18 protein-coding genes and 5 tRNA genes are annotated in these 23,231 nt (G+C 70.4%); 8 read left to right on the forward strand and 15 right to left on the reverse strand.

Going from position 1 to position 23,231, the window contains the following annotated elements; genetic code table 11:
* Nucleotides 1-122: 122 nt before the first annotated feature.
* The 7 genes from ACTWQE_RS24980 to ACTWQE_RS25010 form a co-directional block, all read right to left on the reverse strand.
* A complete protein-coding gene (locus tag ACTWQE_RS24980) occupies nt 123-1,256 on the reverse strand; it encodes a cytochrome P450 family protein (RefSeq protein WP_443331305.1) in 1,134 nt (377 codons plus the stop codon).
* Entirely contained in the window at nt 1,238-2,680 is a 1,443-nt protein-coding gene (locus tag ACTWQE_RS24985) for a cytochrome P450 (protein WP_443331285.1), read from the reverse strand. The genes ACTWQE_RS24980 and ACTWQE_RS24985 overlap by 19 nt, the downstream gene beginning before the upstream one ends.
* A complete protein-coding gene (locus ACTWQE_RS24990; RefSeq protein ID WP_443331286.1) occupies nt 2,677-3,276 on the reverse strand; it encodes a GTP-binding protein in 600 nt (199 codons plus the stop codon). The genes ACTWQE_RS24985 and ACTWQE_RS24990 overlap by 4 nt, the downstream gene beginning before the upstream one ends.
* Nucleotides 3,254-3,613, reverse strand: coding sequence for a DUF742 domain-containing protein (locus ACTWQE_RS24995; RefSeq protein WP_443331287.1), 360 nt, complete (start codon nt 3,611-3,613; stop codon nt 3,254-3,256). Before ACTWQE_RS24995 ends, ACTWQE_RS24990 begins: the two co-directional genes overlap by 23 nt.
* Nucleotides 3,610-4,044 carry a roadblock/LC7 domain-containing protein gene (locus ACTWQE_RS25000; protein ID WP_443331288.1) on the reverse strand — a complete coding sequence of 145 codons (435 nt, stop codon included), beginning with the start codon at nt 4,042-4,044 and terminating at the stop codon, nt 3,610-3,612. Before ACTWQE_RS25000 ends, ACTWQE_RS24995 begins: the two co-directional genes overlap by 4 nt.
* Nucleotides 4,041-5,486 (reverse strand): ATP-binding protein, encoded by a 1,446-nt coding sequence (locus ACTWQE_RS25005; protein ID WP_443331289.1) that lies wholly within the window; start codon nt 5,484-5,486, stop codon nt 4,041-4,043. Before ACTWQE_RS25005 ends, ACTWQE_RS25000 begins: the two co-directional genes overlap by 4 nt.
* A gap of 709 nt (nt 5,487-6,195) precedes the next feature.
* Nucleotides 6,196-6,268: transfer RNA gene (locus tag ACTWQE_RS25010), tRNA-Lys, on the reverse strand.
* A 443-nt stretch (nt 6,269-6,711) separates the two neighbouring features.
* On the opposite strand from ACTWQE_RS25010, the gene ACTWQE_RS25015 reads away from it, so the two are divergent.
* Nucleotides 6,712-6,858: an effector-associated constant component EACC1 gene (locus tag ACTWQE_RS25015; protein ID WP_443331306.1), complete on the forward strand. Its 147-nt coding sequence runs from the start codon at nt 6,712-6,714 to the stop codon at nt 6,856-6,858.
* A 134-nt stretch (nt 6,859-6,992) separates the two neighbouring features.
* Here the strand turns inward: ACTWQE_RS25015 and ACTWQE_RS25020 are convergent, their stop codons facing one another.
* The 5 genes from ACTWQE_RS25020 to ACTWQE_RS25040 all read right to left on the reverse strand — a co-directional run bounded on the left by ACTWQE_RS25020 (nt 6,993) and on the right by ACTWQE_RS25040 (nt 12,511).
* Complete coding sequence (locus ACTWQE_RS25020) at nt 6,993-7,454, reverse strand: LppU/SCO3897 family protein (protein ID WP_443331290.1); 462 nt, start codon at nt 7,452-7,454, stop codon at nt 6,993-6,995.
* Nucleotides 7,455-7,690: 236 nt separating this feature from the next.
* Nucleotides 7,691-9,898, reverse strand: a complete 2,208-nt coding sequence (locus ACTWQE_RS25025; RefSeq protein ID WP_443331291.1) for a DEAD/DEAH box helicase — start codon at nt 9,896-9,898, stop codon at nt 7,691-7,693.
* Between the two features lie 1,269 nt (nt 9,899-11,167).
* A complete protein-coding gene (gene crcB, locus ACTWQE_RS25030; protein ID WP_443331292.1) occupies nt 11,168-11,542 on the reverse strand; it encodes a fluoride efflux transporter CrcB in 375 nt (124 codons plus the stop codon).
* Nucleotides 11,539-12,072, reverse strand: a complete 534-nt coding sequence (crcB, locus tag ACTWQE_RS25035; protein ID WP_443331293.1) for a fluoride efflux transporter CrcB — start codon at nt 12,070-12,072, stop codon at nt 11,539-11,541. Before crcB (ACTWQE_RS25035) ends, crcB (ACTWQE_RS25030) begins: the two co-directional genes overlap by 4 nt.
* An 88-nt stretch (nt 12,073-12,160) precedes the next feature.
* Nucleotides 12,161-12,511 (reverse strand): metallopeptidase family protein, encoded by a 351-nt coding sequence (locus ACTWQE_RS25040; protein WP_443331307.1) that lies wholly within the window; start codon nt 12,509-12,511, stop codon nt 12,161-12,163.
* Between the two features lie 111 nt (nt 12,512-12,622).
* Here ACTWQE_RS25040 and ACTWQE_RS25045 point away from each other — a divergent pair, with 111 nt between their 5' ends.
* From ACTWQE_RS25045 to ACTWQE_RS25060, 4 genes are all read left to right on the forward strand, one after another.
* Nucleotides 12,623-14,206 (forward strand): metallophosphoesterase family protein, encoded by a 1,584-nt coding sequence (locus tag ACTWQE_RS25045; RefSeq protein ID WP_443331294.1) that lies wholly within the window; start codon nt 12,623-12,625, stop codon nt 14,204-14,206.
* 80 nt (nt 14,207-14,286) lie between these two features.
* Nucleotides 14,287-14,359 (forward strand) — tRNA-Glu (locus tag ACTWQE_RS25050).
* A gap of 38 nt (nt 14,360-14,397) precedes the next feature.
* Nucleotides 14,398-14,472, forward strand: a tRNA-Asp gene (locus ACTWQE_RS25055).
* A gap of 4 nt (nt 14,473-14,476) precedes the next feature.
* A tRNA-Phe gene (locus ACTWQE_RS25060) sits at nt 14,477-14,550 on the forward strand.
* A 261-nt stretch (nt 14,551-14,811) separates the two neighbouring features.
* Here ACTWQE_RS25060 and ACTWQE_RS25065 read toward each other — a convergent pair.
* Nucleotides 14,812-16,008 carry an ABC transporter permease gene (locus ACTWQE_RS25065; RefSeq protein ID WP_443331295.1) on the reverse strand — a complete coding sequence of 399 codons (1,197 nt, stop codon included), beginning with the start codon at nt 16,006-16,008 and terminating at the stop codon, nt 14,812-14,814.
* Nucleotides 16,009-16,286: 278 nt separating this feature from the next.
* On the opposite strand from ACTWQE_RS25065, the gene hrpA reads away from it, so the two are divergent.
* The 3 genes from hrpA to ACTWQE_RS25080 all read left to right on the forward strand — a co-directional run bounded on the left by hrpA (nt 16,287) and on the right by ACTWQE_RS25080 (nt 21,132).
* On the forward strand, nt 16,287-20,258 hold the full coding sequence (gene hrpA, locus ACTWQE_RS25070) for an ATP-dependent RNA helicase HrpA (protein WP_443331296.1): 3,972 nt from the start codon (nt 16,287-16,289) through the stop codon (nt 20,256-20,258).
* Between the two features lie 171 nt (nt 20,259-20,429).
* Nucleotides 20,430-20,507, forward strand: a tRNA-Asp gene (locus ACTWQE_RS25075).
* Nucleotides 20,508-20,784: 277 nt separating this feature from the next.
* Nucleotides 20,785-21,132: a DUF6274 family protein gene (locus ACTWQE_RS25080; RefSeq protein WP_443331297.1), complete on the forward strand. Its 348-nt coding sequence runs from the start codon at nt 20,785-20,787 to the stop codon at nt 21,130-21,132.
* 422 nt (nt 21,133-21,554) lie between these two features.
* Here ACTWQE_RS25080 and bldC read toward each other — a convergent pair whose 3' ends face one another.
* Nucleotides 21,555-21,761, reverse strand: coding sequence for a developmental transcriptional regulator BldC (gene bldC / locus ACTWQE_RS25085; protein ID WP_003949541.1), 207 nt, complete (start codon nt 21,759-21,761; stop codon nt 21,555-21,557).
* A gap of 498 nt (nt 21,762-22,259) precedes the next feature.
* Nucleotides 22,260-23,096: a hypothetical protein gene (locus tag ACTWQE_RS25090; protein ID WP_443331298.1), complete on the reverse strand. Its 837-nt coding sequence runs from the start codon at nt 23,094-23,096 to the stop codon at nt 22,260-22,262.
* Nucleotides 23,097-23,231 lie beyond the last annotated feature (135 nt).

Here is a 23,231-nt window from a genome sequence, read left to right on the forward strand (position 1 = left end):
GTCGTCCTCGTACTGGGCGTACTCGGACGAGCCCGACAACGCAGCGAGCGTGCGTGCCAGGCGTCGCGGGCCTGGGGGCACCTCCCGGACGGAGTCTGGGGGAGGGACTTTCGAAACACGCCCTAGCCCACCGTCGCTGTCGCTCCGGACAGACGGGCCGGCAGGCTGCGGTGGCCGTTGGAGATGAACGACGCCACAGGCGTCAACTCCTCCGTCGGAACGGCCAGTGCGAGGTCCGGGAATCGCTCGAAGAGGGCGGGCAGGGCGATCTCCGCTTCGAGCCGGGCCAGCGGCGCGCCCAGGCAGAAGTGGACGCCGTAGCCGAACGCGAGGTGCTCCTTGTCGACCCGGGTCACATCGAACACGTCCGCGTCCTGCCCGTGCGACACGGGATTGCGGCCCGCCGCGGCGTACGCGGCCAGGATCGCGTCGCCCTTCTTGATGGGCACCCCCGCCGCCTCGATGTCCTCGACCGCGTAACGCAGCGGCAGACTCGCCACCGGGGCCTGGACGCGCAGCGTCTCCTCGATCACATCGCTCCAGCTGGCCGCGCCCTTGCGCACCAGGTCGAGCTGGTCCGGGTGGGTGAGCAGCGCATGGACGGCGTTGTCGAGCAGATTGACGGTGGTCTCGTGCCCGGCGCTGATCATCAGCAGCAGGGTGTCGACGAGCTCGGCCTCGGTGAGCCGCGAGCCGTCCTCCTCCCGGGCGGTGATGAGCACGCTGGTCATGTCGTCGCCCGGCGTCTCCCGCTTGAGGGCGACGAGATCCGAGAGCACGCTGTGCATGGTCTGGAAGGTGCTCGCCGCCTCCTCCGCGCTCGCGGCCGTGTTGAAGATGCTGTCCACGAGGCGCCGCAGGTCTTCCCTCATGGCCTCGTCGGCGACACCGAACAGCTCGCAGATCACTTGGATCGGGATGGGATAGCAGTACTCCTCGCGCAGATCGACCACCCCGCCCGCCGGAGCGGCGGCGAGTCCGTCGAGCAGATCGGCGGCCATCCGCTCGATACGCGGCCGCAGGGCCGCGGTGCGGCGCGCGGTGAACGCCGAGGAGACCAGCTTCCGCAATCGCTTGTGATCGCCGCCGTAGGCGGTGAACATGTTGTTCACCGCGACCCAGGTGAACAGCGGCCACTCCGGGGTTATCTCCCCGTTGATGAACTTGGGCCAGTGCTGCCGTGGGTCCTTCGAGACCCGCGGGTCGGTCAGCAGCTCTTTGAGGACGGCGTGGTCACTTACTGCCCACGCCACCACCTGGCCAGGGAGCTCCACCAGCGTGACGGGCCCCTGTTCTCTGATACGGGCTCCCTCGCCGTGGATGTCGTGGCCTGAGGGATTGATGACGACGGGGCAGGACTGGTGTTCCATCCACTGGCTCCAGGGGTCTCGTCCGGGGCGGCCGGCAGTGCTACCGGCGGGAATTTCACAGGCAGGGCAGCAAGAGCCCGGTGGAACGGGCCCTGCCGCCACTCCAACTGCTCTACCCCTACGGCGAGTTCTACATCCGGAAGCCGGTCCAGCAGTTTCTCCACCGCCACCGCCGCGATCAGCCGGGCGGGGTCCTTCGCCGGGCAGGTGTGCGGGCCCGCGCTCCACGCCAGATGCGCACGGTTGCCACCCCGCCGCTCGGAGGCCAGGGCCGGGTCGGTGTTGGCGGCCGCCAGGCTGACGAGGATGGGCTCGCCCTCGCGCAGCCGGGCACCCCCGAGGTGGGTGTCCCGGATCGGGTAGTGGATGGCGTAGTTCGCCAGCGGCGGATCTTTCCACAGGACATCGTCCAGGGCGTCCTCCACGAGCATGCTGCCCCCGGCGAGGTCACCGGCGAAGCGGTCGTCGGAGAGCAGCAGCCGGAGCCCGTTGCAGATCAGGTTCTGCTGCGGCTCGGTGCCGCCGCCCATGAGGACGACGAGCTGATGGATCATCTCCTCGTCGGTGAGACGGGCGGGGTGCTCCATCAGCCATGTCGTCACATCCGCCCCCGGCCTCGCCCGCTTCAGGGCCACCAGATGGCCGAGCGTCTCGGCGAGCAGCGCGTTCGCCTTCTCCGAGTCCGCGTTGGCGTCGAAGATCCCGGACATGCCCTCGACCAGCTTCTCCCCCAGGTCGGGCGGGCAGCCGAAGAGCTGGTTGAAGACGAGCAGCGGAAGGATCGCACCGTACTCGCCGAGGAGATCGGCGCGCCCCCTGGGCCCGAACGTGTCGATGAGGGTGTCGGCGCTCTGCTCGACATAGCCGCGCAGCGCGTTCGGATCCACCCGGCTCAGACTGTCGGAGATGGCGCCGCGCAGCCGCGCATGCTCGTCGCCGTCGGTCCACAGGGCGTTCGGCCGGTACATCATCATCGGGACGACCGGGCTGTCCGCCGGGACCGTCCCGTCGGCGAGGGCCCGCCAGCGCCGGGGGTCCTTGGCGAACCGCTCCGGGCTGCGCAGCACCTCGAGGGCGGTTTCGTAGCCGGTGACCAGCGACGCGTGGACGCCGGGTGCGAGCTCCACCGGGGCGACGGAGCCGTACGCACGCAGCCGCGCGTAGGTGGCGGCCGGGTCCGCGGCGAACTCGGGTCCGTGCAGCGGCTCGGCCGTCCTGCCGCCGTCCGTACTCCTGCCGCCGCCGGAGCCGGTGTGTGCCGGGCAGCCGGGCGGCGGCACCGCGCCCGGCGCGGATGGGGACGTACTCACGCGCTCTCCTCGGCTATACGGGTCTGGAGGTACTGGACGAGGGCGATCAGCGCCCGGGTGGAGGACGCGTCATCACGGGCGTCGCAGGTGACGAGGGGGGTCTCGGGGAGCAGATCGAGGGCTTCGCGGATCTCCTCGTCCGGGTAGGCCGGAGCCCCGTCGAAGTGGTTGACGGCGACCGCGTAGGGCACGCCGTGTTCCTCCAGCAGGCCCATGATGTCGAAGGACTGGTCGAGCCGCCGGGTGTCCGCCAGCACCAGCGCGCCGAGGGCCCCGTACGTCATGTCCTTCCAGAGCCTGGTGAAGCGCTTCTGTCCGGGGGCGCCGAACAGGTAGAGCACCAGTCGGTCGCTCAGCGTGAGACGGCCGAAGTCCATGGCCACCGTCGTGGTGGACTTGCCCTGGATCCCGGCCAGGTCGTCCACCTCCGCACCGGCCTGCGTCATGGTCTCCTCGGTGCGCAGCGGCCGGATCTCGGAGAGCGTGCCGACGAACGTCGTCTTCCCGACGGCGAAGTGGCCCACGATCAGGATCTTCGCGGCGGTCCTGACCGTATCCGGAAGATGGACGCGGTCAGAGGCGAGCGCGGAGCCCATCGAGCACCTCCTGCAGGATCTGGGCATCGGGGAGTTGGGCTTCGGGGACGGGAGCCCGGGTGGTGATGTGACCGCTGTCGATCAAGTCGCTGAGCAGGACCTTGGTCACGCTGATCGCCAGCGACAGATGTCCCGCGACCTCGGCGACGGACAGCGCCCCTCCGCGGCACCGCTCCATGACACGGCGCTTCTCCGGGCTGAGCCCGGTCAGCGGCCGGTCGTTCATGGCCATCACGAGCGTCACCAGGTCGAGGGTGTTCCGCGTCGGATGGGCCCGGCCCTCCGTCACGACATAAGCTCTGACGAGCCCCCTCTCAGGCTTACGGGGCGGGCTCATGCCGGGCCGGAGGTGCCGAGCCGGACGGCGTCCGTGTCCCGCCGGGGCGGACTGGTCAGCTCCTTGCCCAGCCGGTCGACCAGTTTCTGCATGCGGTAGGTGACCGCCTCCATGTCGACGTCCTGGGTCGCGGAGACCGCCAGATAGGCGCCCGCGCCGGCGGCGACCAGGAAGACGTACCCGTCGACGAACTCGACCAGGGTCTGCTGCCAGGGGGAGGCCTCGTTGCCGCAGAACTCGGCGGTGCTCCGGCTGATCGACTGGAGGCCGGACAGCGCGGCGGCCTGCCGGTCGGCCTCGTCACGGGAGATGCCCTGCGAGTGGGACCGGAGCATCCCGTCCGCGGAGAGCAGGATGGCATGGCGGGCTTCGGGAACCTTCAGGACCTCGTCCAGCATCCAGCCCAGTTCGTTCGCCATATGGTCCTTCATGCCGGGGAGTTCCCTTCGTCAGTTGGGGAAGTGGCGCGGCCGGAGCGGGTGCCGCGAGCGAACGCACCCATACGGGACGCGGTCTCGTGCGCCGCACGGGTCTGTGGCGGTTCGGCGCCGGGCTGCGCCGGCGCGGTCCGCGTGGCCGCCACACGTTCCGGGACGGGCCGGCGGCGGCTGCGCTTCGGCAGCCCTCCTGCCGTGGACGCGGGCGCGGGCTCCGCATTCACCGCCGCGTGCTCCGGAGCGACTGCGGGCTCCGTGAGGCCTGCGGGCTCCGTGGGAGCCGTGGGCCGCGCCCACTCGCCCGTCTCCGGTCCGGACTGAACGTCGTTCTCCACCCCGGCCTCCACGCCCGTCCGCGCCCGGGGCTTCCGCTGCGGCAGGCCGGACGCGAGGGATTCCTCGACCTGTACGGCCGGCGCGGCGGCCGGCTCGTCGGAGCTGACGGAGGTCAGCAGGGCGTTGGGAAGGAACAGCACGGCACGCACACCTCCGTACGGCGAGCGGGTGTCGACCGAGACGCTGAACCCGTAGCGGGCGGCGAGCACACCGATGACGGCGAAGCCGAACTGCGGTGGGTCGCCCAGCCGGTTGATGTCGATGTCCTGGCGGCCCGACAGCTTCTTGTCCGCCTCCTGTACCTCCCGCACGTCCATGCCGACTCCGGCGTCGTCGATCACGACACTGGTGCCGTTGTGGGCGGGCTGGATGCCGACCTCGACCATGGTGTTCGGCTGTGAGTGCCGTGCCGCGTTGTCGAGCAGCTCGGCGACGGCGAGCACCACCGGCTCCACCGCCCGGCTCACCACGCCGACCTCGACCCGCGAGTGGACCTCGACGCGCCGGTAGTCGCGGATCCGCGAGGTCGCTCCGCGTACGACATCGACCAGCGACGAGGCGGCACGCTGCCGGCCCGGCCACGACCCGCACAGTACGGCGATGGCCTGGGCCCGTCGGCCGAACTGGGAGTTCGCATGGTCGATCTCCAGGAGGTCCTGGAGCACATGGGGGTTGTCGTGCCGGTCCTGCATGTCCGAGATGGAGAGCTGCTGCTCGTTCGCCAGTCCCTGCAGTGCGCGCATCGCCGACTTCAGCGCGGCCTTCGCCGAGTGGTCGGCACGGGTCCGTGCCTGGTCGGCGGCGCCGGAGAACAGGTGCACCACCCGCTCCAGGCTGTGCGCATACGCCGTCCCGGCCAGCCGCTGGTCCAGGAGGCCTGGCACGATCGCGAGGTCGTGCTGCGCATCCGCCACAGCCGGAAGGCGGACCTCCACGAGGTGCCGGGCCTCCTCGTCACGGATGTGCAGATCGAACTCCAGCGCTGCCAGGCGCTTGCGGAGAGCGGCGGTGATCCGGCGCTGGCGCACCAACAGGACCAGGCCTGCGAGCACACCGGCAGCAAAGCACCAGAGCACGGCCTCCGGTATGTGTTGTGTCATCGGATCCTCGTAGCGCGGGGGGCGAGGGCGGAACATGCGGGCGACGCGTGGGGGCGCGGGAACCTCACGGCGTACGGCTGCCGGAGTATGCGGCCGACCGGACATCCGACGTGGCAGCAGCCGGACATTGACGCACAGGTTGAGCCTCAACGCGACGTCCACCAGGGGAAACGGAGTGTAGTCATCATCCTAGTCATGACAACCGGCTCTCGTCCCCTGTGCGGACGCGATCCCGTGCCCGCAGCGACATGGGCGCCGTACCCGCATACTTCCTTGCCCCGGCGAAGTCATCAACCGCCCGGGCGGTGTGCGATGAGACGTCGGGAGGGCGTATGCCACGGGGGCCGTCCTCGATGGCCCTCACAGCGGGCGGACTGCCCCTCGGGAACGGGCTGCGGTTCCTCGGAATTGCTGATGATGTCGCGACATTCCAGCGCCCCCACCAGAGACCGGCCCCGGTTGTCCTCTCCCCCCGTGGAGGATGGCCGGGGCCTTTCGCGTCCCGGCGCGTGGTATCACCTGCGACACGTTCGGCCCCTGCGGAGGCGGCTTCGGGCGTTTCGGCAGCCGATCAGTCGACCTCGCTGCGGGTCGAGATCGTCTTCCTCTCAGGGTCAGCAGCGGGCCGGCAGGGGGCGCCGCGCCCTGGTTCGTATGAAGGCCCCGCCTCCTGATGGCTACTTCCCAGGTGGCGGGGCCTCCGTCGCGGTAGGCCGTGTGGGACTCGAACCCACAACCAATGGATTAAAAGTCCACTGCTCTGCCAATTGAGCTAACGGCCCGCACCCGCAGCATAGCGGGGCGACGTCGGCGCCCTGAGCCCCGTCCCCATCGGGAGCAGGGCAAACACCCGAAGAGTCCAGGCCCCGGCTATCCCCGGGACCCGAAGTCCGTCACAGTCCAGAGGCGTCCGGACCCGCACCCGGACTCACAGGGACCACCCCCGGGCTCCCTTCTGACCTGCCACTTTCCGAGAGCATGACGCTCGTACGCCGATACACCCGCCGCACTGCACGCTGTGGCACGGACAGCTGCACTCCGTGACACCGCCGAGTGCCATCTTGACATCAAGGAAGGGTCCTGCGCCGCCCGCTTTCCTGGACCGAGCCCGGCCGGTGGTCCTCACCATCGGCTCTGCTGAGCAGGACCACACCGGCCGGACGGTCGCCGATCTCCACAGCCGGCTACGAGGCGACACGGAGTACCGGCGGGAGATCAAGGCGATATCCAGAGCCGTTGCGAACCGGGCGCGAGGGGGGCGACCGACGTCATCGAGCTCGTGCTGGGGCAGGGCATCGCCGCGCTCAGCTTTGCGGTGACGTACGCGGCCAGGCGTACGGCGCGTCCTTCCGCGCCCGCGGTGATCAATTGAGTTCCCCGGCGGGTCCCCAGTTCCCCCGGTCGGCAGTGTTCAACGTCGGCACACGGTCCCGCCTGGCACCGGCCCGGACAACGAATCCGGCCGTCACCCGCTCCTGCGGGCGACGGCCGGAAACAAGCCGAAGGTCAGACCTCGGTGAAGCACAACGTGTAGTCGGCGCCCCGATTGCTGGAGTACTCAATGCTGTAGTCGAACTGCGACCCGCATTTCTCGTCGGGGCCGATCAGCCTGTCGCCCGTCTTGTACTGGGCCTCGGCGGAGCCACAGTCGACGATCTCCGTGACCGGGTCGCCATTGGCGTTGTCCTGGACGTTGACGCAGTCGCCGACCTCCGGATTGTACTTCTTGTACTCCTCGGCCTGCGCGGACTGCGAAGCCTCCGCCTTGGCCTTGCCGCCGTTGGGATTGGTGTTGTAGTCCCACACGTACCACGCCCCGCCGCCGAAGACCGCCACGACGATGACGATGGTGATCAGCAGCTGCAACGGACTCCGCTGCGGCGGCCGCTGCGGCCCGCGCGGAGGCTGCGGATACCCGTACGGCTGCTGCGGCGGGTGATTCTGATAGGGCGGCGGAGGCGCGGACATGACTGGGATCCCCCATGGTTGACGGCACGAACGGAGGTCAACTCGCTGTTGACCGGTGCAGATTACCGTTCGGCGCCTGACCACCCATCAGCGGTCCCAGGATGTGACGTCCCGCCTACTCCTCGGCTGCCCGGGTACGCGCGGCGGCGGCGCAGGCGGACGGAGGCCGGGGGACGGAAAAGGCCGTTCCGGATACTGGGTGAAGTATCCGGAACGGCCCTTATCAGAGCCGACGATCAGCCCTTGCGCTTCCAACGCGGCTTGTCGTCGCGGCGGCCGAACGAGCCGGTGCCCGTCCCCGTCCCCGTGCTGCGACGGCCGTGCGGCCGGTCGCCGCCGGAGCGGTGGCCACCGCCGGACGAGGGGCGCTCGTCGCGACGGTCACGGTTGAACGGACGGTCGCCGCCGCCGGAGCGGTAGCCGCTGCCCGAGGAGGGGCGGTCGTCACGGCGGAAGCCACCGGAAGGACGGTCGTCACGGCCGTACGAACGGCTGGGACGGTCCCGGTCACCACCGCGGTTGAACCCACCGCCGGAGCGGTCGTCACGGCGCTCGAACGAACGCCCGCCGGAGCGGTCGTCGCGTCGGTCGCGGCCGTAACCTCCGCCGGAGGGACGGTCGTACGAACGGCCGGGACGCTCCCGGTCACCACCCCGGTTGAACCCACCGCCCGAGCGGTCGTCACGACGGAAACCACCCGACGCACGGTCCTCACGACGGTCGCGGCCGTAACCTCCGCCGGAGGGACGGTCGTACGAACGGCTGGGACGCTCCCGGTCACCACCCCGGTTGAACCCACCGCCCGAACGGTCGTCACGACGGAAACCACCCGACGCACGGTCCTCACGACGGTCGCGGCGGTCGTAGTTGCCCCGGTCGTCACGGCGGTCGGAGGAGCGGTTCGGCGCCTCGGCGACCGGCTCGGACTGTGCGGGCACGAACGCGGCCTCGGCCACGGACGACTCAGCCGACTCCGCCTCGGCAGCGGTTGCTGCCGCCGCGGCGACCGCCGCCTCCGGGTCCTCGCCCCGCTCACGTGCCGCCCGCGCCACCAGCCGGTCGGCCTCCTCGCGCAGCTCCGCGGCCCGCCGCTGCACCTTCTCCAACTCGCGGGTCAGTTCCTGCACCTCGCGCTCGGCCTGCTTGGCCGAGTTCGAGGCCGATTCGGCCTGGACCTCGGTGAGCGAGCGCGCCCCGGTGATCGCGGCCACGTCCTCGTGGAACGCGCCGGCGCCACCGACGATATGACGCGAGGCGTCGACGCCCGCGTCCTCCATCAGTCGGAAGATCTGCTTGCGCTGGTGCGGCAGAGCGAGGGAGACGACGGTGCCGGACTGGCCCGCGCGGGCCGTACGGCCGGATCGGTGCAGGTAGTCCTTGTGGTCACCGGCCGGGTCCACGTTCAGGACCAGGTCGATCCCGTCGACGTGGATACCGCGCGCGGCGACATCGGTGGCGACGAGCACGTTCACGTACCCGTCCTTGAAGTCGGCCAGCGTCCGGGTCCGGGCGCCCTGCGTCATACCGCCGTGCAGGGCGTCGGCCCGCACACCGGAGTCGATCAGCTGCTCCGCGACACGGTCGGCGCCCATCTGGGTCCGGACGAAGATGATGGTCCGGCCCTTGCGCGCGGCGATCGCGGCAGTGACCGGGGCCTTGTCCTTCGGCTTCACGACCAGCACGTGGTGGGTCATGGTGGTGACCGCGCCCTGTGCGGCATCGACCTCGTGCGTGACCGGGTCGGACAGGTAGCGCTTGACCAGGCTGTCGATCTCGTTCTCCAGCGTCGCGGAGAACAGCATCCGCTGGCCGCCGGTCGGCACCAGGTCGAGCAGCTCGGTGACCTCGGGCAGGAAGCCCAGGTCCGCCATCTGGTCGGCCTCGTCGAGGACGGCGATCTGGACCTTCTCCAGCGAGGCAGCGCCCCGGTTGATCAGGTCGCGCAGCCGGCCCGGGGTGGCGACGAGAATGTCGACACCGCGCTCCAGGGCGTAGATCTGGTTGCCCATGGAGGTGCCGCCGCAGACGACCTTGATCTTGAGGCCGAGCACATCGCCGTACGGCTGGAGCGCGTCGGCCACCTGCATCGCGAGCTCACGGGTCGGGGTGAGGATGATGCCGCGGGGGCGCTTCTTCTCGGTGTGGCCGCCGGACAGCTGGGTCAGCAGCGGGAGACCGAAGGAGAGGGTCTTGCCGGAGCCCGTACGGCCGCGGCCGAGGATGTCCTTGCCGGCCAGGGCGTCCGGGATGGTCGCGGCCTGGATCGGGAAGGGCGTGGTGACGCCGTTCTGGGCGAGCTTGCGGACGACCTGCTCGGGGAGGCCCAGGTCCGCGAAGGTGATCTCGGGAGCCTCAGTGGCCTCAGTGGCGTCGGCCGTCTCGCCGGTCTCGACGATCTCGTCGTTCTCGGGCATGACGGCACGGTCAGTAGCAGAAATGGACATGCGAAATGCGAAACCTTCCGGAGTCTCGGCACGCGCCCAAACTCCGTGATTCGCATACGACCGCCTCTATGCGGTCAGCCACGGCAAGGAACAGGAACGCGCCACGCGGCGCTCATCGCCCTCTCTTCTCGAGAGGAACATCGTGGCGCCAGGCAAGTGGGATCAAACGATCTGCCACCATACGCACCCGGTCACCCTCAAGGCAAATCGCTTCCGGACGTGGGGACGGTCGGCGCGGCGCCTGCAGAACCGGGCGGCCGGAGCGGAGCGGCTGGAGGGGGCGGCGCGAGGCGCGCGGCACCTCGGGAGCGGCGGGCTTCGCTGAGCGGTGCGACGGGTCGCCACAGGTGGCCGAGGAGCATCCGTCAGCAGTGGGCCTGGCACCCGGAACGGGCCCAGCACGCCCGCGCCCCGGACAGCCGCCACAACCGCAGGGCGCAGCCGTACGCTCGCGGACCCGGAGCCGTACGCCATCGGGCCCGGCCCGGCACGGTCCGGCAGCCCTCGGGCCGCCTCCTTACGGAACGGGATCCGAGGGCGGCGGCATCCCGGCAGGATCCCACTGCGCCGCCGTATCCGAGGAGCTGGGCGCGGCGGGCGGCGAGGCGGATGCGGTCGTGCTCGGGGGCGGGCTCGACGGACTCGACGGCGTCGGAGGCGGCGTGGACGGCTGAGGCTTGGGCCTGGGCTTCGGCGGCTCGGCGCTGTGCGGGGGAGACCCAACGGGAGGCCGCGACGGCGCAGCGGGCCGAGAGCTCGTACCGGGGCGCCCCGGCCGCGCCCGGTCGCTCTTCTTCCCCGGTCCCGGGCTCGCCTCCGCCCCGTCTCCCTCCCCCTTGCGCTGATCGCCGCCCTTCACCCCGCGCTTGCCGTCCGCGGTGCCGTATCCCGCGTGCCCCGGGACCTGAACGCCGCCCGCACCACCGGTCGTCACGCCCACGCCGCCGTCCGGCTTCGTGGCTCCGCCCCGCGGCCCGGCCGGTCCCGAAGGGTCGGGCTTCTGCGGGTCGCTGACGTTCATACAGCCGGTCACGCCCCCGGTCACGGCCGCGAGCGCGAGCGCCGCGGCGGCCACCCGCACGACGGGTGCAGGGGCGGGCGTACGAAGGGGGGTACGGGCCGGGGTTCGGGCGCTACGGGCGGGAAGGCGGGCGGAAAACGGGCGCACGGGCGGGTACCTCCGGAGTGCGGCGGGCAGGGGCCGCTGTGCTCAACTCCCCCTCCCCCGCCCAGGACACGCCGCCCGCGCCCTTCGCCGCGTCACAGGACTCAGCCCAGCAGCCACACGGCCAGCTCCCGGCCGCCCACGGCCGCTCCCAGGCCCGCCGCCACCGAGCCCGCCACGTTCGCCGCGGCGGACAGCGGCATGCCCCGCTCGGCCAGCCGCAACGACTCGTACGAGAACGTCGAATACGTCGTCAGGGCGCCGCACAGCCCCGTACCGAGCAGCAGTTGCACCTGCGAGGACGCGGCTCCCGCCGATACCGCGCCGGTCACCGCCCCGAGCACCAGGGAACCGGCCACGTTGACGGCGAACGTCCCCCAGGGGAAGAACGATGCGTGGCGCGCCTGCACCGCCCGGTCGGCGAGATAGCGCAGCGGCGCGCCGACGGCGGCGCCCGCCACGACGAGCAGCCAGTTCACCGGACCCCGTCCCCCGCCCCGGCAGGGCGGCCGCGCCGTCGTACGACCGCCCGGGTCGCGGTCGCCGCGGCCCATACGGCGGTGAGCGCGGCCATCAGGGTTCCGGCCGCGTAGGCCACGGCCGTTCCGGTCTCCCCGCGGTCCAGGAGCTCCGAGACGTCCACGACGTAGGTGGAGAAGGTCGTGAAGCCGCCCAGCACTCCCGTCCCGAGAAAGGGCCGGACCAGGGGGTGTGCCTCACCCGTCTCGGCCACGAGCACCATCAGGACGCCGATCAGTCCGCATCCGGTCGCATTGACCCCGAACGTGGCCCACGGAAAACTGCCTGCCTCTGCCGGCCAGGCCAACGACGCCCCGTACCGGGCGCAGGCCCCGGCCACACCGCCCACGGCGATCACCGCGAGTACCTTCCACAGCCGGTGACCAGCGGTTTCGCGACGGTCCGCGGGGACGTGGAGATCGACGTCCGGGTCGACGGGCTCTCCGCGGTACTCGGTCGCGGCGGTCGCTCCCCGCGGCTGCGGACGCATGGCGCCCCTGCCCGCCCTCTCCGCACTCACTCGGCGATCACTCCGCACTCACGCGAGGCTCGCCGGTCTCACTCGCCCTCACTCCCGCTCACCCGTAACCCAGGGCGTGCAGCCGGGCGTCGTCGATGCCGAAGTGGTGGGCGATCTCGTGCACGACCGTCACCTCGGTCTCCTCGACGACCTCCTCGCGGCTCTCGCACATCCGGAGCGTCGGCCCCCGGTAAATGGTGATCCGGTCCGGCAGCACCCCCGCGTACCACTCCCCGCGATCGGTCAGCGGCGTCCCTTCGTACAGCCCGAGCAGCTGAGGGTCATCCGCCGGCGGCTCGTCCTCCACGAACACCGCGACGTTGTCCAACAGCCGCATCAACTCCGAAGGGATCCGGTCCAGCGCCTCGGCGACCAGTTCCTCGAACTCCTCGCGCGTCATCTCCAGCACGTGAATATTCTCCGCCATGATCCGGCTCACCGCGGCGCCCGGTCCGCGAACATCTTGCCCGCGAGCCGCGCCGTGCTCCCGCGTGCGCCCTGACCCCCGGCCGCGCACCGCATGGCGAGCGCGCCGCCGGGGCATACGGCCCGAATGGATCGCGAACCTCGCCGGTCGCCCCATGTCCTACGCGCCCTGGGGGCGACCGTGGTCCGCCGATGGCGCGGACTCACCCGGCCCCGTCCGGGCTCCCGGGCCACCGCCCTCCCCACGACACCGTCCCCCTACGCCCGCGCCGCCGGCCTGACAGCCGTCGTCCTGCTCGGCGCGTGGCTCGGCCTGCTGGCCGTCGGAGGTGTGCGCGCACCCGTGGGCCCCATGGACACCAGGATGGCCCTGCGCCCCTCCGTCACCGGGGGCACCGAGGTGAACGTGTCGCCGCTCGGTTCCCTCGAACTCCGCAGCCATATCGCCCCCCTCGGACTCGATGTCGATGTCGACCAGCTCGACCCGGAGCGTGCCCAGGCCCTCGTCGACCACCCCGAGCGGCTCTCCGGCCTACAGGACGAGGTCTCGCGCGATGTCGCCGACGGCGCCCTCGACCTGGCGCTGCGCTCCTGCGTCGCGGTGGTCTCCGGGGCCACCGCACTCGGTCTCGCCGTCTACCGCCGGCCGGGCCGGGCGCTCGCCGCGGGCGGCCTCGCGCTGGCCCTCCTGGCGGCCTCCGGCGGAACCGCGTACGCGACGTGGAACCCGAAGTCCGTGCTGGAGCCGAAGTTCTCCGGACTGCTCTCCAGCGCCCCCAGCGTGGTCGGCAACGCCCGCAGCATCGTCAGTGACTTCGACGTCTACCAGCGGGAGTTGGCCCGGCTGGTGACCAATGTGACCAAGCTCTACGACGTCACCTCCACCCTGCCCGCGTATCAGCCCGACCCCACGACGACGCGGGTGCTGCATGTCTCCGACATCCATCTCAACCCGGCGTCCTGGCACATCATCGAGTCGCTCGTCGAGCAGTACGAGATCGACGTGATCATCGACTCGGGCGACACCATGGATCACGGCACGGCCGCCGAGAACGGCTTTCTCGACCCCATCCCCGGCCTCGGCGCGCCGTACGTCTGGGTGCGCGGCAACCACGACTCGGCCGCCACCCAGAAGTCCATGGAGCGGCGCAAGGGCGTCCACGTCCTGGACGACGGGAAGGCGGTACGGGTCGCGGGGCTGCGGATCGCGGGCACCGGTGACCCGCAGTTCACCCCCGACCGTTCGGTCGTCCCCGCGGGCGACCCGGCGGAGGTGCGGGCGGGGCGCGAGCTGGCCTCGTCCATCCGGGTGCAGAAGGCGGTGGGCCGGCCCGTGGACATCGCCGTGGCCCACAACCCCGTCGCGGCGGCCGAGACGGACGGCACGGTCCCGCTGGCTCTGGCCGGGCACCTCCACCACCGCAGCAATGACGTGCTGAAGCAGGGCACCCGGCTGATGGTCCAGGGCTCGACGGGCGGCAGCGGGCTGCGAGCGGTGGAGGGGGACGAGCCGGATCCGGTGGAGGCGTCGGTCCTCTACCTGGACCGGGACACCCACCGGCTCCAGGCCTGGGACGAGATCACCCTGGGCGGCCTGGGCCGGTCGACGGCCGAGGTCAGCCGCCATCTTCCGGAGGAGAACACCCCTGGTGCGACGCCCTCGCCCACGCCTCCGTAAACCGTTTTGGCGAACGCTCCCCCGATCCCATATGCTTCTCACGTCCCCGACGCGCTGAGAAGCGCCCAGGTGGGCCATCAGCCCTCATCGTCTAGTGGCCCAGGACGCCGCCCTTTCAAGGCGGTAGCACGGGTTCGAATCCCGTTGGGGGCACGCAACACCCTGTGCGAGACTGGTGCTCGCATGAGCTTGGTCCTGTGGAGCAGTTTGGAGTGCTCGCCACCCTGTCAAGGTGGAGGCCGCGGGTTCAAATCCCGTCAGGACCGCTGCGGCTGGGTAGCTCAGTTGGTACGAGCGTCCGCCTGAAAAGCGGAAGGTCGCCGGTTCGACCCCGGCCCCAGCCACCGCCGCCCACCAGGGCAAATGACCCCGGCACACATCGTGTGCCGGGGTCATTTTCGTGCTGCTGCGCCAGCCGTAGGCCCACACCCCGTACGCCGGCCGGTGCCACCATGTCGTCCGTACCCGTACCCGTACCCGTACCTGTCGCCGGAGCGGGCCGCACCGTTTCTCCCCTCGGTCCCCGGCCGCCCCAGGGAGGCCCCGGGCACCCACGCTGCCCGTACGACCGGCGGGGCGGCTCGAACGCCCCCGAGCCGCCCGGCTCACGGAGCGGCGGCGGAGTCGGCCTCCGCGGATACGGAGGCCGGCCGGCCTCCCGGGTGGCGGTGGCGCCAGATGAGGAAGACCGCGGCCGACCCGAGCGCCCATGCCCCCAGCACCAGGAAGGGCCGGGCACTCTGGTGATCGCCGAAGTAGACCGCGGCGTGCTGCGCGTTCACCGAGGCGCCGGGCGGCAGCCATCGTCCGATGAATCCGAACACGGACGGCAGCAGAGGCCAGGACACGGCCCCGCCCGAGGACGGGTTGCCGAGCACCACCATGAGCCCCCAGGTCGGAATCACCGCCCACTTCCCGAAGAGCGTGTTGAACATGGTGAAGACCATGCCGGAGGTGAACATCGTCAGGGCCAGGATCATCCAGGACTCCACGAACGGCAGGTCCACCGCTTCGAGCCACCAGTCCACCACCGCGGCGATGGCGAAGCCGCCGAGCAGCGCGTACCCCGCCGTGAAGGCGATCCGCTCGGCCGGGTTGAGGTCCCGGGCGTGGAGGCCCAGCTGGATCGCCCCGACAAAGCCGACCACCACCGCCGCGAGCGAGATGTAGAAGAGGGCGAGACCTCGCGGATCCCCCTTCTGCAGCGGTGTCAGGTCCTTGATCACAACGGGTACCCCGGCCTTCGCGCCCACCGCCGGCGCCGCCTTGGCCAGCAGCTCCGCCACGGACGCACCGGACGCACCGGACACATCCAGCTGGATCCCGCCCCGCTCGGGCACATACAGCACCGCGAAGACCTTCTGCTGCTTCACCGCTTCGCGCGCCGACGCATAGGTGGGGTAGTCGTAGATCTTCAAAGAGGTGTCGAGGGCCCGCTCCAGGCCCTCGATGAACGCCGCCTGCCGGCTGGGCGAACCCTCGTCGATCCCTACGACGGCGGTGGGGATGCGGCGCGGGGTGGGGTCCGCCAGGGCGTAGGTGTACGAACCGGCGAACAGTCCTGCTCCGGCGGCGAGGATGAGCATCACCACGACGGCAGGAAAGAACAGCGAGCCCCTGAACAGCCGCCACCGCTCGCCCAGGCTTCCGTGCCACCCCCTCCATCCCCGCCCCGCGTACGACCTGTGCGCCCCGTGCGGCGCGCCGCCCGGCCCCGTCCCGCCCGGGTCCCCGCTGTCCGCGGCGGATGAGCGAGCAGCGGGCTCCTCCTCCCCCGCAGGCTCGTCGGACCGCGCGCTCATGAGGTCACGCTAGGGCAGCCATGGCGGGCCTACGACTCGTGGCAGCCCGTATGCGAGCGGCTCATGGCGGCCCGTGCGCGACACGACACGACGGCCGCCGGTCACGGACGTACCTGGCGGCCTGCCCCCTACGGGGCCCACAAGCATCAGCCGACTTCGCCGACCACCGTCGCCACACCTACGCGCCACCGCGGCCCCCCGTGCGCGGCCACCCGGCCGGGCGCACTCACGGAAATGGTTGGCCGACTCTTTCGGGGAGGTGAGATCCTTGACCAGGTATGCCTACATCCTCGCCTTCCTCGCCCTCCACGTTCGCCGCTCTCCAGGAGCGGCTGCCCGAGCTGACGCTCCGCGACGAGCGCCGGCTCGGTCGCCGTCTCGACGGTGCGCGCCGCATCCGTAAGCCGGCAGCGCGGCAGGCGGTCCTCGAAGAGCTCGCCGCCGAGGTCGAGCAGGCCGCGCTGCGGGTCGCCGGGCGCGCCGCCGCCGTACCGGCGATCGACTACCCCGAGCAGCTGCCCGTCAGCCAGAAGAAGGACGAGATCCTGGCGGCGATCCGCGACCACCAGGTCGTGATCGTCGCGGGCGAGACCGGCTCCGGCAAGACCACCCAGATCCCCAAGATCTGTCTGGAGCTGGGCCGCGGGATCAAGGGTGTCATCGGCCACACCCAGCCGCGCCGTATCGCCGCCCGCACGGTCGCCGAACGCGTCGCGGAAGAGCTGCGGACTCCCCTGGGCGGGGCGGTCGGCTGGAAGGTCCGCTTCACCGACCAGGTCGGCGGCGACACCCTCGTCAAGCTCATGACGGACGGCATCCTGCTCGCCGAGATCCAGACCGACCGCGAGCTGCGCCAGTACGACACGATCATCATCGACGAGGCCCATGAGCGCAGCCTCAACATCGACTTCATCCTGGGCTACCTCGCGCAGCTGCTCCCGCGCCGTCCCGACCTCAAGGTCGTGATCACCTCGGCGACCATCGACCCGGAGCGCTTCTCCCGGCACTTCGGCGACGCGCCGATCGTCGAGGTGAGCGGCCGGACGTACCCCGTCGAGGTCCGCTACCGGCCGCTCCTCGAGGAGAACGCGGAGGACAGCGACCGGGACCAGATCACCGCCATCTGCGACGCCGTGGACGAACTCCAGTCCGAGGGCCCGGGCGACATCCTGGTGTTCCTGTCCGGGGAGCGGGAGATCCGCGACACCGCCGACGCGCTCAACAGGAAAAATCTCCGCCTGACCGAGGTGCTGCCCCTCTACGCCCGGCTCTCGCACGCCGAGCAGCACCGTGTCTTCCAGCGCCATACGGGCCGCCGGATCGTCCTCGCGACCAATGTCGCGGAGACCTCCCTCACCGTCCCCGGCATCCGGTACGTCATCGACCCCGGCGCCGCCCGTATCTCCCGCTACAGCCACCGCACCAAGGTCCAGCGGCTGCCCATCGAGCGGATCTCGCAGGCCAGCGCCAACCAGCGCAAGGGCCGCTGCGGCCGCACGAGCGACGGCATCTGCATCCGGCTCTACTCGGAGGAGGACTTCCTCACCCGCCCCGAGTTCACGGACGCCGAGATCCTCCGTACGAACCTCGCCTCCGTCATCCTCCAGATGACCGCGGCCGGTCTGGGCGACATCGAGAAGTTCCCCTTCATCGACCCGCCGGACCGCCGCAACATCAAGGACGGCGTCCAGCTGCTCGAGGAGCTCGGCGCGCTCGACCCGAAGCAGAAGGACCCCAGAAAGCGGCTGACCGACACCGGCCGCAAGCTGTCCCAGCTGCCGGTCGACCCGCGGCTCGCCCGTATGGTCCTCGAGGCCGACCGTAACGGCTGTGTACGCGAGGTCATGGTCATCGCTGCGGCCCTGTCCATCCAGGACCCGCGCGAGCGCCCCTCCGACAAGCAGCAGCAGGCCGACCAGCAGCACGCCCGCTTCAAGGACGAGACCAGCGACTTCCTCGCCTTCCTCAACCTCTGGCGCTACATCCGCGAGCGGCAGAAGGAACTGTCCTCCTCCGCCTTCCGCCGGATGTGCCGCAGTGAGTTCCTGAACTACCTCCGCATACGGGAGTGGCAGGACATCTACACGCAGCTGCGCCAGGTCGCCAAGACCATGGGCATTCATCCGGCCCCTGCGTCCGACCAGGGGGACGCGGCCGCGGACCGTATCCACACCTCGCTGCTGGCGGGTCTGCTGTCGCACGTGGGCCTCAAGGAGACCGAGAAGAACGAGTACCTGGGCGCCCGCAGCGCCAAGTTCGCGGTCTTCCCCGGTTCTTCCCTGTTCCGGAAACCGCCGCGCTGGATCATGTCGGCGGAGCTGGTCGAGACGTCCCGGCTGTGGGCCCGGGTCAACGCCAGGATCGAGCCGGAGTGGGTCGAACCGCTCGCGCAGCACCTGGTCAAACGGACGTACAGCGAGCCGCACTGGGAGAAGGACCAGGCGGCGGTGATGGCGTACGAGCGGGTGACCCTCTACGGCGTTCCGATCGTCGCCCAGCGGAAGGTCAACTACGGCCGTATCGACCCGGAGACCAGCCGCGAGCTGTTCATCCGTAACGCGCTCGTCGAGGGCGACTGGCGCACCCATCACCAGTTCTTCCACGACAATCGCAAACTCCTCGGCGAGGTCGAGGAGTTGGAGCACCGCGCGCGGCGCCGGGACATCCTGGTCGACGACGAGACGCTGTTCGACTTCTACGACCGCAAGCTCCCCGAACACGTCGTCTCGGGCGCCCACTTCGACTCCTGGTGGAAGAACAAGCGGCGCGAGGAGCCGGAGCTGCTCAACTTCGAGCAGTCGATGCTGATCAACGAGAACGCGGAAGCCGTCACCAAGGACGACTACCCGGACTCCTGGCGGCAGGGGAAGCTGAAGTTCCGGGTGACGTACCAGTTCGAGCCGGGCACGGACGCGGACGGCGTGACCGTCCACATACCGCTCCAGGTGCTCAATCAGGTCACCCCCGAGGGCTTCGACTGGCAGATCCCGGGCCTGCGCGAGGACCTGGTCACCGAGCTGATCCGGTCGCTGCCCAAGCCGATCCGCCGCAACTACGTCCCGGCGCCCAACTTCGCCCGGCGCTTTCTCGACTCGGCGGTGCCGCTCCAGGAGCCGCTGCCCCTCACCCTCGCCCGTGAGCTCCAGCGCATGGTGGGAGTGCCGGTCACCGCAGAGGACTTCACCCCGGCCAAGGTCCCCGACCACTTGAAGATCACCTTCCGGGTGGTCGACGAGCGACGGCGCAAACTCGCCGAGGACAAGGACCTGGAAGCGCTGAAGCTGAAGCTCAAGCCCAGGACGCGGGCGGCGATCACCAAGGCCTTCGAGAAGGCCGTGGACGCCTCCCCGGGCGGCTCCGGCCTCGAACAGCGCACGGGCCTGACGCAGTGGACGGTCGGAGCGCTGCCGCGCACCTTCGAGACGCGGCGCGCCGGCCAGCCCGTCAAGGCGTATCCCGCGCTGGTCGACGAGGGGAACACGGTCGCCGTACGGCTCTTCGACACCGAGCCGGAGCAGGCCGAGGCGATGTGGCGCGGCACCCGCCGGCTCATCCTCCTCAACATCCCGTCGAATCCGGCCAAGTTCGCTCAGGACAGTCTGAGCAACCAGGCGAAGCTGGCGCTGTCCCGCTCCCCGCACGGCAGCGTCCAGGCCCTCTTCGAGGACTGTGTGACCGCCTCGGCCGACAAGCTGATCGCGGCCCGCGGGGGCCCGGTCTGGGACGAGGAGTCGTTCCGCAAGCTCTTCGACGCGGTACGCGCCGACCTGGTCGACGCGACGCTGGACACGGTCCGCAGGGTGCAGGAGGTCCTGGCGGCCTGGCAGGCCTGTGAGCGCCGGCTGAAGGCCACGGCCTCCCTGGCGCTCGTCCCGTCCCTCACGGATGTCAAGGAGCAGCTGGCGGAGCTCATCCGGCCGGGATTCGTGACCGCCCACGGCGTCCGCCGTCTGCCGGACCTGCTCCGCTATCTGGTCGCCGTCGACCGACGCCTCCAGCAGCTGCCCACCAACGCCGAGCGGGACCGCTCCCGTATGGCGAAGGTGAAGGAGATGCACGACGAGTACCTGTGGCTGCTGGAACAGCTTCCGCAGGGCAAGCCGGTGCCTCCGGAGGTCCGCGAGATCCGCTGGATGGTCGAGGAGCTGCGGGTCAGCTACTTCGCGCACGCGCTGGGTACGGCCTATCCGGTGTCGGACAAGCGCATCATGAAGGCGGTCGACGCCGCCGTACCCCCGGGCCGGTCATGACCGGGGCACCCGGCGCCGCTCCGGAGCGGGGCCGGGTGCGCGGGCATGACTGCGCCGGTGTGCCGGGGATGTCCTGATCCGCGAGCTCGGCGGGCGCGAGTTCGACCGCACCCCCTGACCTGCTGTAGAGTCTCTTCTCGCAGCACAGAGACGTCACGCGCTGCGAAATCTGGTCCTGTGGAGCAGTTTGGAGTGCTCGCCACCCTGTCAAGGTGGAGGCCGCGGGTTCAAATCCCGTCAGGACCGCCAAAGTGAGGCCCGCATCCCGCCACGGATGCGGGCCTCACTCGTACCCGGCCCGGGTACTCCCAGAGCCGCGCCCGCGGCGGAGCCGCAAACAGACACAGCAAATCCCGTCAGGACCGCATCATGAAAGGCCCGGATCCTCATGGATCCGGGCCTTTCTCGCTTCTCCGGCCTTCCTCCGCCTTCCGGGCCCTCCCACGCGTACCCGGGCGCCCTTGACTGGAGCTCGGCCCACGGGTACCCAGGCAGTAGGGAATGGGGAGCCCGGGAGGTGCGCGCGATGACGACATCAGCGAGGCATGAGACGAGGGCGCTGCTGCGAGCCCATCTGGCGGCCGCCACCGGCTATCGCCACCTGACCCGCCACTGCCCGGTCTGCCACCAGTTGTTGCGGCTGGCCATGGAGAGCCCGGCCGACGGAGGCGATCCCCAACCGCCCCGTGAGAGCGCCCGGGACGCCCGGAGCGCCCGCAACACCCGCACCGCCGCCCCCCGGCCCGTCGAGGCGACTCCCGCAGTCCCGTCGGGCACCCGGGGAGCCGGGGCCGACCAGAGCGGCCCCAGCCGTCCCAGTGACCCTCAAGACACCGCGGAGAGCAACGGATACCAGAGCCCTTCGCGCGGATGACCTGCGGCGGCTTGCCCCGCCCTGCCCCCATTACCGCAGGGTTACCAAGTGGTACAAGCGCGGGGAGCTGTGACGGGAGTCACCGAGAGAGTTTCGGAAGTGGGGGAACTTGAGCCCTCCCCACAACAGGTCGATTTAATATGTGCAATTGCACTCCTGCCCCAGGCCACTCCCCGCCTGCCCGCGACAGCCCCCTGACTGCCGCCCGTCCCACCCGTGAACCTGCCCCTCACGTCCCTGGCGCGACAGCTCTGCGGGCACCCGCACAAAAAAATCGCGCTGGACCCGGCGGAGTCCAGCGCGATCGACGACGCACCCTCAATGCCGAGGGAAGGAACCTGTTGGGGCAGGCGCCCGTCGTGTGGAGCTAGGTTGGGCAACGGCCGGATTGGGGGACCCGAATTGCCCGGTTATGCAGTTGTTCAGGCCTCGCTGCGCTGCTGCGGGATGCCCGCGAGCAGTGCGCGGACCTCCGCTTCGCGGTAACGCCGGTGCCCTCCGAGCGTGCGGATGGACGTGAGCTTGCCTGCCTTGGCCCAGCGCGTGACCGTCTTCGGGTCCACGCGGAACATCGTGGCAACCTCAGCCGGGGTCAGCAGCGGCTCGGCATCAGGGGTGCGAGCGGTCATGAGCGGCCTCCTCGGGAGAACCGAACCATCACGGTTCTTTCCTCTAAATTCTGCACCTTGACCCACGTTGCCCGAAATGGCGCACGCAGGCCGAGTCGGTTATAGGACGAACGGCTTGTCCTCGGCACTACAACTACACCATCCGTCCAGCCGGGTCGGCCAAACCGATGGAATTGCCCTCTCAGGTGTTCAACCTCGGCGGAAGCCGATGGACCATGCCATAGCGGACAGTCACGCCGCCGTGACGATCAGTCACAGCGTGACCAGGAGCCACAGGACCCACCAAGCAAGTGCAATACCGATCTTTCCGCCCGTAGTTGGACGGAAGGAGCCCTTCCTGGACTCCTTGTCCTATTTTGACACGAGGGTAGTGGTTCAGGGCAAGGCCCGGCTTAGTGCTGTCCATCACCCTTGCGCCTTTGGCCCGGATCAAGACCTCTGCCCTACGACCCGGCCTCGTGGACAGTCTTCCGCACCCCGCTCCGCCGACGCCCCGTCTCAGCTGGCGAACTGGCGCTCCCGCACCACACGCCAGCGGTCCGTGAGCCGCTCGTACGCCTCACCGGCCCGCGACCCGTCACCGTCGCGCAGCGCCTTCAGCCCCTCGGCCACATCCGCGGCCGAGTGGTCCTCGGCGAGCTGACCCTCGGGAAGAGCATGCACCAGACCTCCGTAGTCCAGCTCCACGAGCGACCGCGGATGGAACTCCTCGAGCCACCTTCCGACATCCTCCAGGCCCTCGATCAGCGCCCCTTCGTCGAGTGCCTCACGCAGCACCTTCAGACCGCGGGCCACCCGCCGCCGCGCCTGCACCATCGGGGTGCGGTAGCGCAGCACCGGCTCCTCGCCGTCCTTGATGTACTCGCGCTCCCCGTCCGAGAAGAGCACGAACCACCGGACGGGGACATGCCAGGTCGCCGAGCGGATCCATGGCCGGGCGTCGGGATTGCCCTCCAGCCACTGCTCGTAGTCCGCTTCGGCCTGCCGACGCACCACCGGCGGCAGTACGGCGTCCAGCACCGGGGCCGGCAGTGTCTCCGCCAGCTCCTCCAGAGCCAGCCAGCCACGCAGCCGGGTACGCCAGGGGCAGATGCAGGTCACGCCGTCCACGACCGCGACAAAGGCGTCGCTGCTCTCGTGCACCGGAACCGCAATGGGCGGCACCGGCAGCAAGTCCGCCAGGGAGCGGCGGAGTTCGTCCTGGGCGGTGGGCAGATCCTCACGCGCCGCGTAGCGGTACCAGTGGGAGCGCTCGGGCTCGGGGAAGGCGGCCAGCGGTTCGTATACCCGCAGATACGCCGCATACGGGACAACCACTGATGACGCCAGACCCACGCGCCTACTCCTCCGTCGTCGCCGGGAGTTGCCATCCACCAGTCCTGATCGTCCCACGTACGGACGCCATCGGGGCATTCCGCCCCCGGCCCGGGCACCGGCGGCAGCCGCCGAATGCCGCAGCCGGGCCCCCTC

The sequence above is a fragment of the Streptomyces sp. 8N706 genome (assembly GCF_052245415.1).
Classification (GTDB): domain Bacteria; phylum Actinomycetota; class Actinomycetes; order Streptomycetales; family Streptomycetaceae; genus Streptomyces.